The 15,879-nt window shown below is 43.2% G+C and carries 19 protein-coding genes; 2 read left to right on the top strand and 17 right to left on the bottom strand.

The window, feature by feature from the left end; translation table 11 throughout:
* Positions 1 to 46: 46 nt before the first annotated feature.
* The 3 genes from MHH56_RS07575 to MHH56_RS07565 form a co-directional block, all read right to left on the bottom strand.
* Positions 47 to 550, bottom strand: a complete 504-nt coding sequence (locus MHH56_RS07575; protein ID WP_076268034.1) for a ferritin — start codon at positions 548 to 550, stop codon at positions 47 to 49.
* Between the two features lie 93 nt (positions 551 to 643).
* Positions 644 to 865: a DUF1450 domain-containing protein gene (locus MHH56_RS07570; protein WP_076268035.1), complete on the bottom strand. Its 222-nt coding sequence runs from the start codon at positions 863 to 865 to the stop codon at positions 644 to 646.
* 68 nt (positions 866 to 933) lie between these two features.
* Entirely contained in the window at positions 934 to 2,358 is a 1,425-nt protein-coding gene (locus MHH56_RS07565) for a S41 family peptidase (RefSeq protein ID WP_339207538.1), read from the bottom strand.
* Positions 2,359 to 2,633: 275 nt separating this feature from the next.
* Here MHH56_RS07565 and MHH56_RS07560 point away from each other — a divergent pair, with 275 nt between their 5' ends.
* A complete protein-coding gene (locus tag MHH56_RS07560; RefSeq protein WP_076268037.1) occupies positions 2,634 to 3,437 on the top strand; it encodes a Cof-type HAD-IIB family hydrolase in 804 nt (267 codons plus the stop codon).
* Positions 3,438 to 3,703: 266 nt separating this feature from the next.
* Here MHH56_RS07560 and MHH56_RS07555 read toward each other — a convergent pair whose 3' ends face one another.
* On the bottom strand, positions 3,704 to 6,133 hold the full coding sequence (locus MHH56_RS07555; RefSeq protein ID WP_339207537.1) for an EAL domain-containing protein: 2,430 nt from the start codon (positions 6,131 to 6,133) through the stop codon (positions 3,704 to 3,706).
* 179 nt (positions 6,134 to 6,312) lie between these two features.
* Positions 6,313 to 6,792 (bottom strand): transcriptional repressor, encoded by a 480-nt coding sequence (locus MHH56_RS07550; RefSeq protein ID WP_339207536.1) that lies wholly within the window; start codon positions 6,790 to 6,792, stop codon positions 6,313 to 6,315.
* A gap of 226 nt (positions 6,793 to 7,018) precedes the next feature.
* Here MHH56_RS07550 and MHH56_RS07545 point away from each other — a divergent pair, with 226 nt between their 5' ends.
* Entirely contained in the window at positions 7,019 to 7,267 is a 249-nt protein-coding gene (locus tag MHH56_RS07545) for a type B 50S ribosomal protein L31 (RefSeq protein WP_076268041.1), read from the top strand.
* 89 nt (positions 7,268 to 7,356) lie between these two features.
* Here the strand turns inward: MHH56_RS07545 and MHH56_RS07540 are convergent, their stop codons facing one another.
* The 12 genes from MHH56_RS07540 to MHH56_RS07485 all read right to left on the bottom strand — a co-directional run bounded on the left by MHH56_RS07540 (position 7,357) and on the right by MHH56_RS07485 (position 15,878).
* Positions 7,357 to 8,139, bottom strand: a complete 783-nt coding sequence (locus MHH56_RS07540; protein ID WP_339207535.1) for an SDR family oxidoreductase — start codon at positions 8,137 to 8,139, stop codon at positions 7,357 to 7,359.
* Positions 8,140 to 8,178: 39 nt separating this feature from the next.
* On the bottom strand, positions 8,179 to 8,589 hold the full coding sequence (locus MHH56_RS07535) for a DUF4265 domain-containing protein (protein WP_076268043.1): 411 nt from the start codon (positions 8,587 to 8,589) through the stop codon (positions 8,179 to 8,181).
* A 39-nt stretch (positions 8,590 to 8,628) separates the two neighbouring features.
* Positions 8,629 to 8,925 (bottom strand): antibiotic biosynthesis monooxygenase, encoded by a 297-nt coding sequence (locus MHH56_RS07530; RefSeq protein WP_076268044.1) that lies wholly within the window; start codon positions 8,923 to 8,925, stop codon positions 8,629 to 8,631.
* 342 nt (positions 8,926 to 9,267) lie between these two features.
* Positions 9,268 to 9,732 carry a DinB family protein gene (locus MHH56_RS07525; protein WP_339207534.1) on the bottom strand — a complete coding sequence of 155 codons (465 nt, stop codon included), beginning with the start codon at positions 9,730 to 9,732 and terminating at the stop codon, positions 9,268 to 9,270.
* A gap of 25 nt (positions 9,733 to 9,757) precedes the next feature.
* Positions 9,758 to 10,267: a pyridoxamine 5'-phosphate oxidase family protein gene (locus MHH56_RS07520; protein WP_339207533.1), complete on the bottom strand. Its 510-nt coding sequence runs from the start codon at positions 10,265 to 10,267 to the stop codon at positions 9,758 to 9,760.
* A gap of 17 nt (positions 10,268 to 10,284) precedes the next feature.
* Complete coding sequence (locus MHH56_RS07515; protein WP_339207532.1) at positions 10,285 to 11,064, bottom strand: ABC transporter ATP-binding protein; 780 nt, start codon at positions 11,062 to 11,064, stop codon at positions 10,285 to 10,287.
* Position 11,065: 1 nt separating this feature from the next.
* The gene (locus MHH56_RS07510) at positions 11,066 to 12,043 is read right to left on the bottom strand and encodes an iron ABC transporter permease (RefSeq protein ID WP_339209528.1); all 978 of its coding nucleotides are present in this window, start codon (positions 12,041 to 12,043) and stop codon (positions 11,066 to 11,068) included.
* 35 nt (positions 12,044 to 12,078) lie between these two features.
* A complete protein-coding gene (locus MHH56_RS07505; RefSeq protein ID WP_339207531.1) occupies positions 12,079 to 13,074 on the bottom strand; it encodes an ABC transporter substrate-binding protein in 996 nt (331 codons plus the stop codon).
* A 384-nt stretch (positions 13,075 to 13,458) separates the two neighbouring features.
* Positions 13,459 to 13,692: a hypothetical protein gene (locus MHH56_RS07500; protein ID WP_339207530.1), complete on the bottom strand. Its 234-nt coding sequence runs from the start codon at positions 13,690 to 13,692 to the stop codon at positions 13,459 to 13,461.
* A gap of 591 nt (positions 13,693 to 14,283) precedes the next feature.
* Positions 14,284 to 14,985, bottom strand: coding sequence for a PIG-L family deacetylase (locus MHH56_RS07495; RefSeq protein WP_339207529.1), 702 nt, complete (start codon positions 14,983 to 14,985; stop codon positions 14,284 to 14,286).
* A complete protein-coding gene (locus tag MHH56_RS07490; protein ID WP_339207528.1) occupies positions 14,982 to 15,293 on the bottom strand; it encodes a DUF1806 family protein in 312 nt (103 codons plus the stop codon). Before MHH56_RS07490 ends, MHH56_RS07495 begins: the two co-directional genes overlap by 4 nt.
* Positions 15,294 to 15,422: 129 nt before the next feature.
* Positions 15,423 to 15,878: a DinB family protein gene (locus tag MHH56_RS07485; protein ID WP_339207527.1), complete on the bottom strand. Its 456-nt coding sequence runs from the start codon at positions 15,876 to 15,878 to the stop codon at positions 15,423 to 15,425.
* Between the last annotated feature and the right edge of the window lies 1 nt (position 15,879).

Here is a 15,879-nt window from a genome sequence, read left to right as displayed (position 1 = left end):
CTACTTCCGGCACATCCCCTTATTATTCATTATTGCGGTGTCCAGCTTAAACTGCTGGAGGAGTGAAGGAACGTCCAGCGAACTCAGCATCAAGCATATAGAATGCATTGCTATCCTTGTCGATGCGTTTCAGCTTATGGATAATGTTATCAAACAACGCCTCTTCTTCAACCTGCTCATCGATAAACCATTTGAGGAAGTTGATCGTTGCATGCTCGCGATCGTTGATCGCAAGGTCAGATAAATTATAGAAACGTTTTGTATTTTGCTGCTCATGTCCGTAACCTTGCTCGAAAGTGTCCAAAATGGAAGAGTATTCGTTATTCGGCTCTCCAAGAGCAGACAGCGTAGCACGACGACCACGGTCATTCAGAAACTTGTATATTTTCATTGCATGAAACCGTTCTTCCTCAGCCTGTACAATGAAGAAGTTAGCGAAACCATCAAGACTTTCACCTGAACAGTAAGCCGCCATTGCCAGATACACATGCGCTGAATAAAATTCAAAATTCATCTGTTCATTTAATGCTTCTGCTAATCCATCATTCATGCTTATGCACCTCAGCTTTCCTAGATTGTACTTATTCTAACATAAAAATAAAGAACGGCAAATGCCGTTCTTGTTAATTTATTGAAATTTAAGCTACCCGATCATTTTTTTCAATCGCTTATAGAGCTTCTCTGCGGACGGCGCGCTAACCGTCTTCGACTTGACCACGACGAAGCACTCTAGCTTGCAGGTTTTGCAATCGCCAAGGCAATCACTTTTTTTCTGCTTAATATCCGGATATCGATTTTTCATCGCCTTATAAACCGGCTCCAAACCGTTCTTGAGATTCCGTTTGCAATACTTAATCTTCTTCATAAGATACACCCCGCAGCGCAACGAAGGATTTGCTTCCTATTTAATGATAATGATTATCATCCCCGTTGTCAACTGCCGTTTTTGAGAACCTCTAACCCTTTAATCAGCTGACTGTCCTCGCGTCCAAGCTTCTCGCGTAGACGCTCCAGCAGCTTATACCCCGTTTTGTCATTGAAACTGCCCGTAGCCTCCAGCTTCTCGGCTTTTTGGAACTTAGTTAATGCTGCTGCTGTTTGTTTATCGAACATGCCTTCTTGTCCTGTAAGAGAATAACCGAGCTCCTTCAGCATCATCTGCAGCGTCTTTACATCCTCGCCATAGCTGCCTATCTTCATATGTGTACCAATCGCAAGCGGTCTTAGTTTCGTATATTCGGGAAGGGCTACTGCAAAATCCGGTGAAACGCCTGTTTTGTTAATCCAAGTGCCGCCCGGCGTCTTCCACTGCGCTTCCGTTAAGCTTAAGACAGAACCGTCCTTAAACTGATTAAAAGCTTGTACAACACCTTTGCCATACGTTTTTTCACCGACAACTGTTGCTCCCGCTGATTCCTTTAACGCAGCCGTCAGCACCTCGCTCGCGCTTGCAGATTGTCCATTCACGAGTACTACAATCGGCACTTTCCATTCCTTCTTCTGATCAGACTTATACGAAATCGTTTGCCGCTCATTTTTGTACACGACATTCAAAATAACCTTGTTTTTTGGTATAAGCTTGCTCGCAATCTTAATAGTTGGCTGCAGCAATCCCCCGGGATTGGATCGCATATCCAGCAGCAATCCTTTAAGCGGCTGCTTCGCCTGCAGCTCCGTAATTGCAGCTTCAAATTCATCCGCAGTTTTCTCAGCGAAACGGCTAATCGTAACATGCCCGATACCGCCTTCAAGAAGCTCAGACGTTACCGTATGCACTGGAATAGCTTCCCGCTTCAGCTTTAATGTTATCGGCTCAACTTGATTCGGGCGCTGAATCTGCAGCGAAACTGATGTTCCTTCCTTGCCTCTAACAAGGCCAAGCAGCTCCTCAAACGTCTTTCCAGCCAGCTTCTGATTATCTACCGAGAGAATGATATCGCCCGTCAGTAAGCCTCCTCGCTCGGCTGGAGCTCCCTTCGTGAGCCCGGTAATGATGAACATGCCTTCCTCTTCGCGCAATTCAGCACCAATTCCATATATTTCGCCCTCATAGGACTGGGTATAGGCACTGCCCTTTTCCTCAGCCAAATATCGGGAATACGGGTCCTCAAGCGAGCTAACCATGCCTGCAATTGCGCCATTAATCAGCTTCTTCGGCTCAGCTCCGTTTAAATAGTCATTCATAATTTTGTTGTATGAAACCGTAAATTGCTTAAAGGTCGGCTCCTTGATCATCGGATACTGATTCCCCATCCAGAAAAACCCTATTGCAAAGCCAAGAGCAGTAAATAATACAGCTCCCATGACGCAGAGAGTCAGAAATCTTTGTTTTGCTGCCGCTGATGTAAAATAGTTCATCTGTTCATCTCCTCAAAAGTTTTACGAAGTAAAACTTACTTCGTAAGCATAAACCTAGTTTTACGAAGTAAAACTTACTTCGAAAGCATAAGCCTAGTCTTGAATGTCTGGATCATTTTAGCTACAATCAACCTAATCAAAGCGCAAACGGCCAACGCCGTCTTTGGCGGCGTCTGCAATCGTTTCGCAGCGAAATATAAGCCTAGTTATACATGTAGAACTTATAACTTCTTATATTTAAATATAGAGAGCTGGAGAGGAGCTTTACCGCTAGTATGTATAAACTTATCGCGATTGATGTTGACGACACGTTATTAACGGATGACCTAACCGTAACGGAAGGCACGAAGCGTGCCATGGAAGCTGCTATTGCCCAAGGTGTAACGGTTACACTGGCAACAGGCCGCATGTTTGCTTCCGCTCAAAAAATTGCTAAGCAAATTGAACTCAATGTTCCTATTATTACCTATCAAGGGGCACTCGTCAAAACACTGCTTGATGGACAAGTCCTGTATGAAAGAAACGTACCGATTGATGCGGCTAAAGAGCTTCACGCTTTCGCTGAAGAGAACGGCTTGCACCTGCAGCTTTACGTTGACGATGAGCTTTACAGCACTCATGACAATGACAAAATCAAAGCTTATTCTAAGCTTGCCAATATCCCTTACAAAATAGAGCCTGACTTCAACAAATTGCTCGACTTTCCGATGAACAAAATGCTTATTATCGATGATCCGGCTCGCCTCGATGAAATCGCTGAGCAGCTTAAGCCTCTAATCGGTGATCGCGTGCATATTACTAAATCCAAAGCGCACTATTTAGAGTTCATGCATAAGGAAGGCACTAAAGGGCATGCACTGAAATTTATGGCCGAGCATCTTGGCTGTACAATGGACCAAACAATCGCCCTTGGCGATGCATGGAATGATAATGAAATGATTATCGCTGCCGGACTTGGTGTAGCAATGGGCAACGCCATTCAATCTCTGAAGGACATTGCAGACTATGTAACGTTGTCAAATAACGAGGAAGGCGTTCGCCACGTTATTGAGAAATTTGTGCTTAACGTCACTGAATAACAAGCAAGGAGGCGACTGCATTCATGAATTGTCCCCTTTGCAATGGGCCAAACGATTGTGCCATGGAAGAAAACAATGCAGCGAAAGATTGCTGGTGCTTCCAGAAATCATTTCCCAGCACGCTTCTAGAGGCCGTTCCTGAAGAGCTCAAAAACAAAGCCTGCATCTGCCGAAATTGCTTAAGCAAAGTAGTGGAAGAACAAAATTAAGAAGCTGTCTCTGGAAGGTAATCACCTTTTAGAAACAGCTTCTTTTTTTAAGCTTGCTTATCGCGCTGGCACAAAAAAACGTTCTTCCACAGCACTTGCAGACAACGGCTTGCTAAAATAATAGCCCTGAATCTTTCTGCATGAATTGTCCGTTAAAATATCCAGCTGATCCTTCGTTTCAATTCCCTCCGCAATAACTTCCATGTTCAAATGCATAGCCATCGCAATGATGGTTGAAACGATCGCTCTATCATCACTGTTATTTGTAATATCACGGATGAAGGAGCGATCTATTTTAACTTTTTGAATCGGGAACATTTTCAAATAACTGAGCGAGCTGTAGCCTGTTCCAAAATCATCTAAGCTAATGCGAATACCATATTCATTCAATTGATTCAAAATGCTGCTGGACAATGCAGCGTCCATCATCATGCTCTCTGTTATTTCCAGCTCTAAATATTTCGGCTCCAATCCCGTTTCCTGCAGTATAGCCATAATATAATCCGCAAGTTTAGGCTGATGGAATTGTTGCGAAGACAAGTTGACGGATATAGGGATAAGCGGCCCTCCCTGTACATGCCACATCCGCATTTGTTTGCAGGCTTCGCGCAGTACCCATGTTCCCATTTCATAAATGAGACCGGTCTCCTCCGCAAGCGGTATAAAGACGTCTGGACTTAGAAGCCCCCTAGTTGGATGCTGCCAGCGTACTAGCGCCTCCATCCCAATCATCGCACGATCCTCTGTTCGGATTTGCGGCTGGTAATGGAGCAGCAGCTCCCCTCGTTCAATCGCTTTTCGAAGATCGCCCTCTAATTCGATTTTTTCTTGCAGCACTCGGTCGAGCTCGCCAGTGAAAAATTGATAATCGTTTTTACCTTTTTTCTTCACCTCATACATCGCTGTATCGGCATTTTTAAGCAGCTGTACAGCATCCTGTCCATGGCTAGGGAACAGGGCAATTCCGATACTTGCGGACACATAAAAATCACTGTCCTTTAATCGATACGGCGCTTGGATGCAGCTGATGATCTGTTCCGCTAACCGCTTAATCGTGTCTTGCGTTTCATAATTGCGGCACAGCAGCGTAAACTCGTCTCCGCCTATGCGAGCAAGCATAACGTCTTGCCCTGCAATAGCTTGTTGAATGCGTCCGCTAACTTCCTGCAAAAACTGATCACCGACCATATGCCCGAGTGAATCATTTATAATTTTAAAACGGTCGATATCGAGTACCATTACAGCAAAATGCGAATCGCTTGTACTGCTCTGTTCAATGGTCTCAGCAATCGCTTGATTAAATTTGCGACGATTCGGCAAACCTGTCAATTCATCATGAAAGGCTAAATGATTGACTTTCAGCTGCGCCCGCTTCTCAGCGGTTATATCTTTAAAAATAATATAGCTGCCTACGACTTCACCATCCACAACAACCGGTACATTAGCTACGTTGAGCTCAATTCTCATGCCGTCAGCACGGATGATGGTGGTTTCGTGATTCACAGTCTCCCCCGCAAAGGATCTTTGAAACATTTGTTTCACACGTTCTTGATCCTCATGAACAATAATCCCGCTTAACGTGGATATCGATTGATGCATAACCTGCTTGCTGCTGAAACCTGTTATCTTCAAAGCATTCGTATTATGGCTAGTCACACGGTAATGCAAATCAACAGACACGATGCCATCCTGGCTATTTTCATATAAGGACTTGTACCATTTTTCATTTTGTTCAATTTCTGAGTCCTTATGGGCAAATCGCTTCGATATATAGATCCCAAACAAGGATAATCCAAGTGTAAAAAATATACCTAACGCAATAATGTAGGCCAGCCACGTTTGATCCAAAATAACGCCAAAAAACAAAGCAGTCTTATTGCTGGAATGAAAATTAGCTGCGACCATTCCCGTATAATGCATGCCAACTATCGCAGCTCCCATAATAGCGCCGCTTCCAAGCTTTTTCCACCATTGTCCTTTCTGTCGTCTATCCTTACGGAAATAAAACGATAGCCAAAGAGCTGCAATGGATGCGACAAACGCAATAAGAATAGAGAGCATAACGATAATCGGATTATAGGTTATATGTATAAGCATTGCAGACATGCCAACATAGTGCATGATCGTAATGCCTGTGGCAAGCAACAATCCGCCAGCTAGCAATTGCGATCTCGAAAGTTCACTACGACCGACAACATACAGCGCAGTAAAAGCCGCTCCAATCGCTGCAATTACCGAGATAAGCACGATAACCAAATCATATTTTATAGGGAAAGGAAGCTTTAACGCGAGCATGCCGACAAAATGCATTGACCAGATTCCCATCCCCTTAGAAGCCGCTCCAAACATAAGCCAGCTTAGCTTTGTGCTTCCTTTGGAGGTGCTCACTCTTCCTGCAAGATCCAGTGCTGTATATGAAGCCATGACTGCTATAATATAAGAGAAAATAACTAATAAACTATCATAGGTTCCATGAACATGCTCCATTAAATCCCCTCTATTCTATGTAAGATGTTTATCTGCGAGAGCATTCTTATATTATACAATAATGTTTTGAAACATTTTTGAAAATTTCGATGATGGCTAGACATGCAACGACCGCATAACCAAACAAAAAAGAGCCTCTCCCACATAGTGGAGAAGCCCTTCTTATAACTTTTATGAAGTTAAGATACAGCTTTATTTCTCCGTTTGCATTGACCCTTGCTGCATGACTTATAGTTGCCTGTAAAATCAAGCCGATGATCCGTCACTTTAAAGCCATACTCCCGTTCAATTCGCTGCTCTAGCTCGAGCAGCCAATCCTCTTTAATTTCTGTCAGTGAGCCGCATTCATCGCATATTAGATGATGATGCATATGCTCATGATCCTCACCGCGAAGATCATAGCGGGCTACACCATCCCCGAAATTCATTTTCTCAACAACATGAAGCTCAGCGAGCAGTTCGAGTGTCCGATATACAGTCGCTAGACCGATATCAGAGTTTTTCTGCTTTACGAGCATGAAGACACCTTCTGCACTCAAGTGATCCATTTCGTTCTCAAGCAGCACTCGCAATATAATCTCACGCTGAGTTGTCAGTTTATATCCGTTCGCCATCAAATGTCGATTTATTCGATCCGTTTCTGCTGTGATGTTTAACATGCAAAGCTACCTCCTTTTATTGAAAAGCCAGTACATGAATGCATTCCACTTTATGTAAAGGCTTACTTTTAGAATGATTATAATTTAATGGTAGTATACTTTTGCGAAATTAGCAAATACCATATATTAATAAGTGTTTAACCATACTCCTTGACACAAAAATCGTATTTCGAGTATGATACAAAATAGTTATTCGTAATAATTACAAATAGAAGGAGAGAACAAAATGAAAAGTGGCATCCATCCCGTTTACCATCAAGTATTATTTTTTGATGTGAGCAGCGGCTACAAATTTTTGACGGGCTCAACCAAATCGTCCAATGAAAAAATGGAATGGGAAGATGGTAATAGCTACCCTGTCATTCGCGTAGATACAAGCTCCGCTTCGCATCCTTTTTATACAGGCAAACAACGCAATACCGATAAAGGCGGACGAGTTGACCGCTTCAACCAACGATTCCAACAAAAGAAATAAAAAATTAGTAATAATAATAGCTCCAAACAGAACCGTTCAATACGGCAATCTGTAAGGAGCTTCTTTCGTTTCTTATTTCAGCAGACAGACTACAGCACCGCAGAAATGCCGCCATCAATATTTACAGACGTACCCGTTACGAAAGATGCGGCTTCCGAAACGAGAAAACCGATAACATTTGCTGCTTCCGACGCCCTGCCAATTCGACCCAAAGGTATCCCATGGCGCTTGTCCGCTGAGAATTCATCCCAGCTAAGCTCAGGGCTCGCAGCTTGCCACATCCGCTCGATTTGTGCGCTGCGAATCAGCCCGATGCAAACTGCATTTACACGAATTTGATCCACAGCCAGATCCTTGCTCATCGCTTTGGTCAGTGCAAGGCCTGCCGCGCGGCTAACAGAGGTTGGGAGAGAGGAAGCACCTGGCGTTTTCCCGCCTATAGCTGTCACGTTGACGATAGCTCCTCCACCTGCTTTACGCATATAGGGAAGTACCGCACGCGCAAAATGAACCGCTCCGAGCAGCTTCAAATCGAGGTCCGCTGTCCATGCATCAGTCTCCACCTTCTCAAAAGGCTGCGCCGCAGAAACCCCTGCGTTATTCACAAGAATGTTGACACCGCCAAAGTGTGCTGCCGTTTGCTCAACCGCTCTTGCGGCATCTTCCGGCCGACTTACATCCGCGCTGATTGCCAACGCTTCTTTGCCTGTTCGTTCCTTTATAAGTGCTGCCGCGCTGCGCAGAGACTGCTCCTCCCGTGCAACAATGGCTACCTCAGCACCTTCCTCTGCCAGCAGCAATGCTGTTGCAAGTCCAATTCCTTTGCTCCCGCCTGTAATGAGTGCGATTTTTCCTTTTAGCCCAAGCTCCATCTATAACTCCTCCTTCTCTGCTGCTTTATCGTTTAAACTTTACTTCCCAACTGCTTTGATTACCTTTTGCACCTCATGGTTTATATCAATTTCTGAATGAGCAGGTAAATTTACAATAAAAATACCGCCAAACACTTGCTGCGACTTGCCTTGGCACTCTCGAATTTTATTTTTTAATAGTTTAAGCTCTAATGAATAAATAACTTCTTTGCTTAGCAGCCAATTATGCCTGGTGAACGTTGATTTCTCTATCGTTTCTATGTACATGGATACATCCTTGAATGCTCTCACGCGAATAACGTCTCCAAAGGCAACATTTTCAGTAAATACAGGATTCTCCTCAATGCGATACAGGTCATCACCCAGTTGTACAACGTCCAGTATCTCGACCTCTTGACCTACACCATCGAAGCAAAGATGTAACGGAATAAAATCTTGAATGCTTCTCACCTCTATATTTATTTTCAGTGATGGCTCTTACCATTCACTCTAGCTAATATCCACATTCGTATAATGCTCCACCGCTGGAAATGGATCATAAAAATGATGCAGAAGACTCTTCCACTCCAAATATTCCGCCGATCCGCGAAAGCCAACGGTATGATCCTCCAGCGTTTCCCATCGTACAAGCAATATATATTTATTATCCTCTTCTAAGCATTTCTGAAGTTCATGACTGACGTAACCGTTCATGCTTGAGATAATTTTTGATGCGGCTTTGAAATTGCTTTCAAATTGTTCGGACAGCCCTGCCTTAACCTGCAATGAAGCAACCTCTAATATCATGATAGCAACTCCTTGTTAAATCTAGTTTTAGCAATAGCCTAGCAATCCTAATTAAGATGTTATGTATATATTATAAGTGGTACTGCAAATAAGGCAAAGAGTAAATCAAATGATAGAATATCTTGTTTTCCAAACTGTCTAATCGCTCCATGTGATCCGTAATTTTCAGAGAGAGTTCAATATAATCGATTCTTCCCCCTTAAATTGCGGCATCATTTACCGAAATCACCTGCGACCTTTGCTCTTAATCCGTATTTTCCGTCATGATCCGACATTTATATTTGACTGTTATTTCATAAAAAAAAGCCCCAGAGAGTGGTCTCTGAGACTTCAATCGTATCCCTAAGTAGCTGGCTCCTCTTTAGGAGCGCATTTTTGAATAAGCGAGATTTGGCCTGCATGAATGCCGGTATGATACATCAAACGGCCAACAGCCTCAAGCGGCGTGGAGGGGCCGATCGGACAGTCCACGATTTGATGCCATTTCTCCTCTGGAAGCTCTTTCATTGCATCCATAAGATGATTGTTGGAGGATTCAAGCAGCTCAATAAGCTCCTGTAGATTATCATAGGTTGCTTTGCTCCCAGCAGCACCTCTGCTTGTCGAGATCTGCAATCCCTCCGGCATCTTTTTCCCGAAGAACCAGTCTGCGAACATATATTCAACCTCAGCGTTATGTCGAAGCATATAGCCAATGGAGGATGCTCCAAGCTGTAAAGACAAATCCTGATCCGGCAATGCTTTGACCGTTTTATGGAATCTTTCTTGAATAGCACGCCAAATAGGCAGTACTGTTGTGATCGTCATAATAGAGTCCGCTCCTCTGCTCTTATTAAGCTTTCTTCGCTTGTGCATGCCCATCTCTTGCTACATGCTCAAATTTCTCGCCTGACAAGTCGATATCGTAAGCCTGGCCAAAGCCTGCTACATAACGGCCTTCCGAAGCCGTCAGCTCAAACAAAGAGAAATCAAGGCCGCGAAGCATGCCAATCATGTTTTTGCCAAAGGTTTGCTCAAACCGTTCAAATATCTCAATATGCCCTTCATTGCCGATATTAACGGCACTACACACGAAGCGCGCGCGCTGCCTAGCAAATAAATTTGTAGTCTGTGACTCATCCTCCAGCAGCATAACGTCCACTGATGGATTGGCTTCCATGTACCGGAAATGATGAGCGATTCTGCTAATATAAATGTAGAGCTTTCCGTTGAACTTCACAAAGGGAGCATAGGAAACAAAAGGTTTTCCCTCATCGTCAATTGTACCGAGCACGACAGATTTCAAGCTTTCCGTAAAGTTTAAATAATTCACCTTAATCATTTCAATATCCATCGCCTTCATTCGTCATCCCTCGCTTTTTATAAGACTTTTTTTAATACGTGAATTCGTGGACTAGCGTTTTCGGGCATTTGCTGAATTTCTGTTTCCACACCGTAGACACTACGAATCAGCTCCATCGTAAAAACATCCTTCGGCTTGCCAAATACATGTTTATCCCCATTCTTAATCACACAAACCCTATCGCTATAAGCGGATGCATGGTTCAAATCATGCAGCACCATTATAACCGTCAGCTTCAATTCTCGATTTAGTCGTCGCACAAGTTCAAGCACTTCCAGTTGATGTGCGATGTCCAAATAAGTAGTCGGCTCATCGAGTAGAAGCACCTTAGGTCTTTGAGCGAGCGCCATAGCAAGCCATGCCTTCTGTGCTTCTCCACCAGAGAGGGATACAATCAGCCTGTCTTTAAACTCCATCATGCCCGTTTGTTCAAGCGCCCAATGTACGACCTTATAATCTTCGGCATCCAGACGCTCATACCATTTCTTATGAGGAATTCGCCCATAACCAACCAATTCCTCTACTGTCATGTCTGAAGGACTGACGTTCTTCTGACAAAGCATGCACAGCATTTGCGATACTTGCTTCGTACTAAGCGAGCGAATCTCTTGATTGGCAATACAGACGCGTCCGCTTTCGCAAGGAATCATTCGAGATACAGCCTTCAAAATAGTCGACTTTCCCGAGCCGTTCGGTCCAATAATGGACACCACTTCTCCCTCATTCACATCAAGAGAAAAGTCGCTCACTATTGTACGATCCGCGTAACGAATATTCAACGATTGGACCTTTAACAACTTAGACCCCTCCTTTTCGCATCAAATAGAGGAAGTACGGACCTCCTGCCAATGCCATGACGATACCTGCAGGCACCCCTACAGACCCGAAGGCAGTCCGCCCAATCGTATCTGCGACTAAGAGAAGCAGTGCCCCAAGTATTAAGCTAAGCGGCAACGTGTGGCGATAATTTGTGCCAATTAATAAACGAGCCATATGTGGCACGATTAAACCAATAAACCCAACAAGACCTACTGTCGACACTGAAACAGCAGCTAAGTACACCGCCACAAAAGACAAAATCAAGCGGCTCCGATTAAGGTTTTGCCCCAAGTTATGTGCTACTTGCTCGCCTAAACGTAATATATTCGCTTGCCGAATACATAGAATCGCCGCAATCCATCCAATAATCGAATAGGGCAATATCATGAGCACATCGCCCATTCCTTTGCCTGCCAAACTTCCGTTCATCCATGCAAGTGCGCCAGGCAGCTTATCGCTGTATTTGATAGAGAGCAGGCCGATCATTCCTCCAAATACCGCATTTACGGCAACACCCGAAAGAATGATACGAACAGGTGTAAAACCTGTTTGCTTGTTCCATGCCCAAGTATAAACCATTCCGGCAGCAATACCGCCGCCAATAATTGCAGCTAACGGAATAAACGATGAATAGCTAGGCATGACTAGCATAATGAATAATACGGTAACCGCTGCCCCGGAAGAAACACCAGTTAGCCCCGGGTCTGCCAGTGGATTTAGCATAACCGCTTGCAGCAAAGCTCCTGATGCAGCAAGGTTCGCGCCGATAATCAAAGCAAGAAATACTCTAGGGATTCGAATATCCCAAAGCACAGAATTTGCCGCTTCATTCCCATTGCCAAGTATCGCTTGAAAAGTAGAAGCTAGATCGAATCTTGCACTACCAAGCGCAACTGAGAACAAAATAGCCACAATCAACAACAAAAATGAGAGAGCTAGAAGCGTGGCCGTTCTCATTTTTTTATTATCCGTCACCTCTAAGCTCCCTTTCATTAGTTATACAAAATTTTCGCCATATCTTGGTATGCATTTGGTGCATTTACTAACGAAGCTACTCCATATAAGCTATAATCAAGTGCAATCAGCTTGCCGTTTTTGAATGCGTTCAGCTTCTCCCAAGCTCCGTTCTTCTTCACATCATCTTCAAGCTGCTTCGTAACAGCAGAAGGATCACCATGAGCAACTAGTAAAATAATATCTGGATTAGCCGTTACGATGCTTTCCATATCAAGTGGTACATAAGCATCTTCTTTTTTCAATACTTCTGATAATACGTTTTTTGCTCCTAGCTTCTTCGCCAAGCTGCCTACAAAAGTACTATCGTTCATGAACATTAATGATTCAGCAGAACCGAATAGAACCATTACGCTTGGAGCATCTTTGCCTTCGGAAAGCTTAACAGCTTCCGCTTCTTGTTCGCTCAGCTTCCGCAATACTTCATTCGCTTTATCTTCTTTCCCGTACACTCGACCTAGAACTACCGTGCTGAGTTTCAACTCGTCTAAGGAGTCCGCAGGTAAATAAGCTGTAGGTAAATTCGCTGGTTTAAAGGACTTATCCAAACTATCCTTAATAGAGCTTGGTCCAAGAATGACACCAGGCTGCAGCTTCGCAATTTGCTCTAGATCCGGCTGATGAGATGAGCCGATGCGAGGCAGGTTAACGAAAGCTTCTGGCAATTTGTTCTTCGTCGTTGGAACACCTGCTGTCTCAATTCCAAGCTCATTTAAAAGCTCAGCAATAGCTACTGATATGGTTACCGTTGATGATGGCACTTGGTTATTGAACTGTGCAATCAGTTCCGCTGCTTTTGTTTCATCTACTTCTATTTTTGAATCAGACACAGGAGTTTCCGTTGCAGCCGGGCTTGGCTGCTCTGTTTCTGTGTTTCCAGTCACCTGTTCTGGCTTATTTACATTGTTTCCGCATGCTACCGTAGTCGCTAATAATAAAGTCATAATACCAATCTTCCATCCTGCTAGTTTCACTTTATTTCCTCCTGTATGATAATGATAATTAGTATCATTATATTGATACCGTTTCTCATTATACAGCGAATGAAAATCATTTTCAATTAGTATTTTCGCTAAACTTTTATTTATTTAATTGTGTGGTTATTTCCCCATCCCCCCATCAGACATCCTCTTTTGATTCCCATGCTAAAGATAAAAATATCGAATAAAATCCTACGTACATTCGTCTCATCATACGCTGATCAAAATAAAAAAATGCCAAGGGCAGCTGTTCGCTCCTTGGCATGCTTTTGACTCCTATTGCCAGATCTAATCTTAATTTCCCCATAGCCTAGCTTCAATCAAGCAGCTCTTCCGAGCCATGCATGTCCATGTTATTGACATCCTTGCTCTATTTGATTACGCCTGCATGACAGATTGAGATGATTTCCCATACGGCTCCGCCAAAAAATAAGTGAAATCCTCGCGTTTATTCAAAAACTGCTCATATTGCACCAAAGCGATCTCATCATCCGGGTTTGTCTCCAAGTAGATTTCCAATTCCGCAATCGTTTCCTCAATTTCAAGTAGGATGTCCCTGTGGCTATGGCTCATCTGTGTACTTAGCTGTAAAGGCTTCCTTGCTTCGTTCAACTTATATGCCTCCTGTTGCCCTATTCTATTGTTTTGCAAAATAAAGGTGTACCTGCAACAATAGGGCTTCGTTAACTAAGATATTCAGAACTTCGTAAAAAAGAACCTCAATTCTCAAAAAAAGGGTAAACCCCTTTTACTCGCTGTAAAAAAAGAAATGCCATTTCCGTTATTATCCATCTTCCTCATGACAGATTCAATGGTACAAAATGATTAGGTTACCATTTACCTATCTCGACTATTTCCCAAGAAATGATCGAAAAACATCGATATATAAACAATTTTCTGCATGCTATTGATTCATCATTACCACAGCAGGGTATTCAATATTATCAAACTCACTGAGGGAGTGATTCAAATGACGACAAGGCAACAAAATTTAGAGATTGAAGAAAGACATGTTGAAAAGAAATCAGATTCAAGTTTAGTGGCGTCTACATTCATTAAATACGCTGCCTACATTATCATCTTCTTCGGGGCTCTCTACTTTCTTGTTCGATATGTATTTCCAATGTTTTAAACAAAATAAAAACAGGCAGTCTTTCAGCAGATTAAGCTGCTTGGAGACTGCCTGTTTCGTATGTACGTTTTTTAAAAAAGATCATCCGCAGTTTTTGAGATCATTGTTTGATTTCCTTTTATAAAATACTCATACTTGCCAAAATGCGCCAATGCCGCGCTGTCTGCTTCCCATACCCATTCGTCCATTTCGGTTTGACAGCGATGCGCACGAAACGCAGCAAGCTTAGCTTCTAACTTATGACGAACATCTATTTTGACAATGTCCTGCTTCGTGTAACCAAATCGTTCCGGAGCATTCATCATATCGCCGAAACTGATGAAATAGAGCGACCCTGGCTGCTTGCTGCGGTGGAAAGCGGTAGTTGTTGCTTTTCCAATTGCACAGTGATCAGGATGTCCGCCTAAAACTTCATGGAAAGTAAGGACTACATCCGGATTGATCTCATCCATGAGTACGCCTATTTTTGAGATGAGGCTCTCTGAATCGTAAAATTCAACCATCTTGTCACGGATACCAAAAAAAATAAGATTTTGTATGCCAAGTGCCTCGCAAGCGTTCCGCAGCTCTTTTTCCCGAATATCAGGCATAGTCTCTCGATTCACATAAGGCGGATTTCCCATTCGACGTCCCATTTCGCCTTTTGTCGCACTTACGAGAGTAATTTCAACTCCCATGCTTGCATACTTTGCCAATGTTCCTCCGCAAATAAAAGACTCATCATCAGGATGCGCAAACACAGCTAATAGCTTTTTAACTGCTTTTTCACTCATTCCGGAAACGGCTCCTTTCCAAGCTGCAGAGCAACGTTCATTCTGCCTTTATCATCGTAACCCGCCAGTAATAGCTTCCCATCCACCGTTGCTTCATAATGGGTGAGTGCTTCTGTACGCAGCCAGCCAAGCTCATCAAAGCGAAGAGCTATCCGGTATGAACCCTCCCCAGCAATATGAGCTTCAGTGAGGCTAACCTTGAAATTTCGGACAAAGACGAAAGAGGTCGCTTCACTATGAATATAAACTTCCTTGCCAATAAATGCTTGAAAAGCAGCGTTCAATTCTGAACTGTTTATTCTGATCATCGTCTCTTCATTCCTATTCTATAAATTTGATAGGAGTTGCCAGATAGGAGGAGTTAATAAAAAGGAGGAGTTGCTTCATGAGACCAAAGGCCTGATGTATGAACTCCTCCCCTTATAATACAATTCCTATTATCTGCTTACGAAAAAAGGCAATGTTTCGACGCCCAGCAAGCGCAGATAAATGAACAATTGACCTTTATGATGAATTTCATGATCCTTGCCATTCTCGAGCAAAACGATTCCAGCCATTTTCATGCCATGGAAGTCGATCTCTTTTTCTAATTGCTCATCCGTTAAAGATTCTAGCAATGCTTTCGTTGAAGCGGTATCCGCTGCTACGATCGCTTTCAGCTCTTCAATCGTTTCAGCTTGTTTAGCTGTTGAAGGAGGCGTGAACAAACCGTTTTTTACCGTTTGTGCGAACATGTCCATTGATCCATTGATATGGAGAACAAGAGTTGACAACGACATTGCCTTTTCCCAAGGCTTATATTGGAGGTTTTCATTTTGTACAGTATCAAGCATAGCAAGCAATACTTTACGATGATTCAACCAGTTTGTAACAAATACATTCATTGTTGACATA

This window comes from Paenibacillus sp. FSL K6-3182, assembly GCF_037976325.1.
Classification (GTDB): Bacteria; Bacillota; Bacilli; order Paenibacillales; family Paenibacillaceae; genus Pristimantibacillus.
The sequence above is the reverse complement of the archived record's forward strand: the minus strand, read 5'-3'. Positions and strand labels throughout refer to the sequence as shown.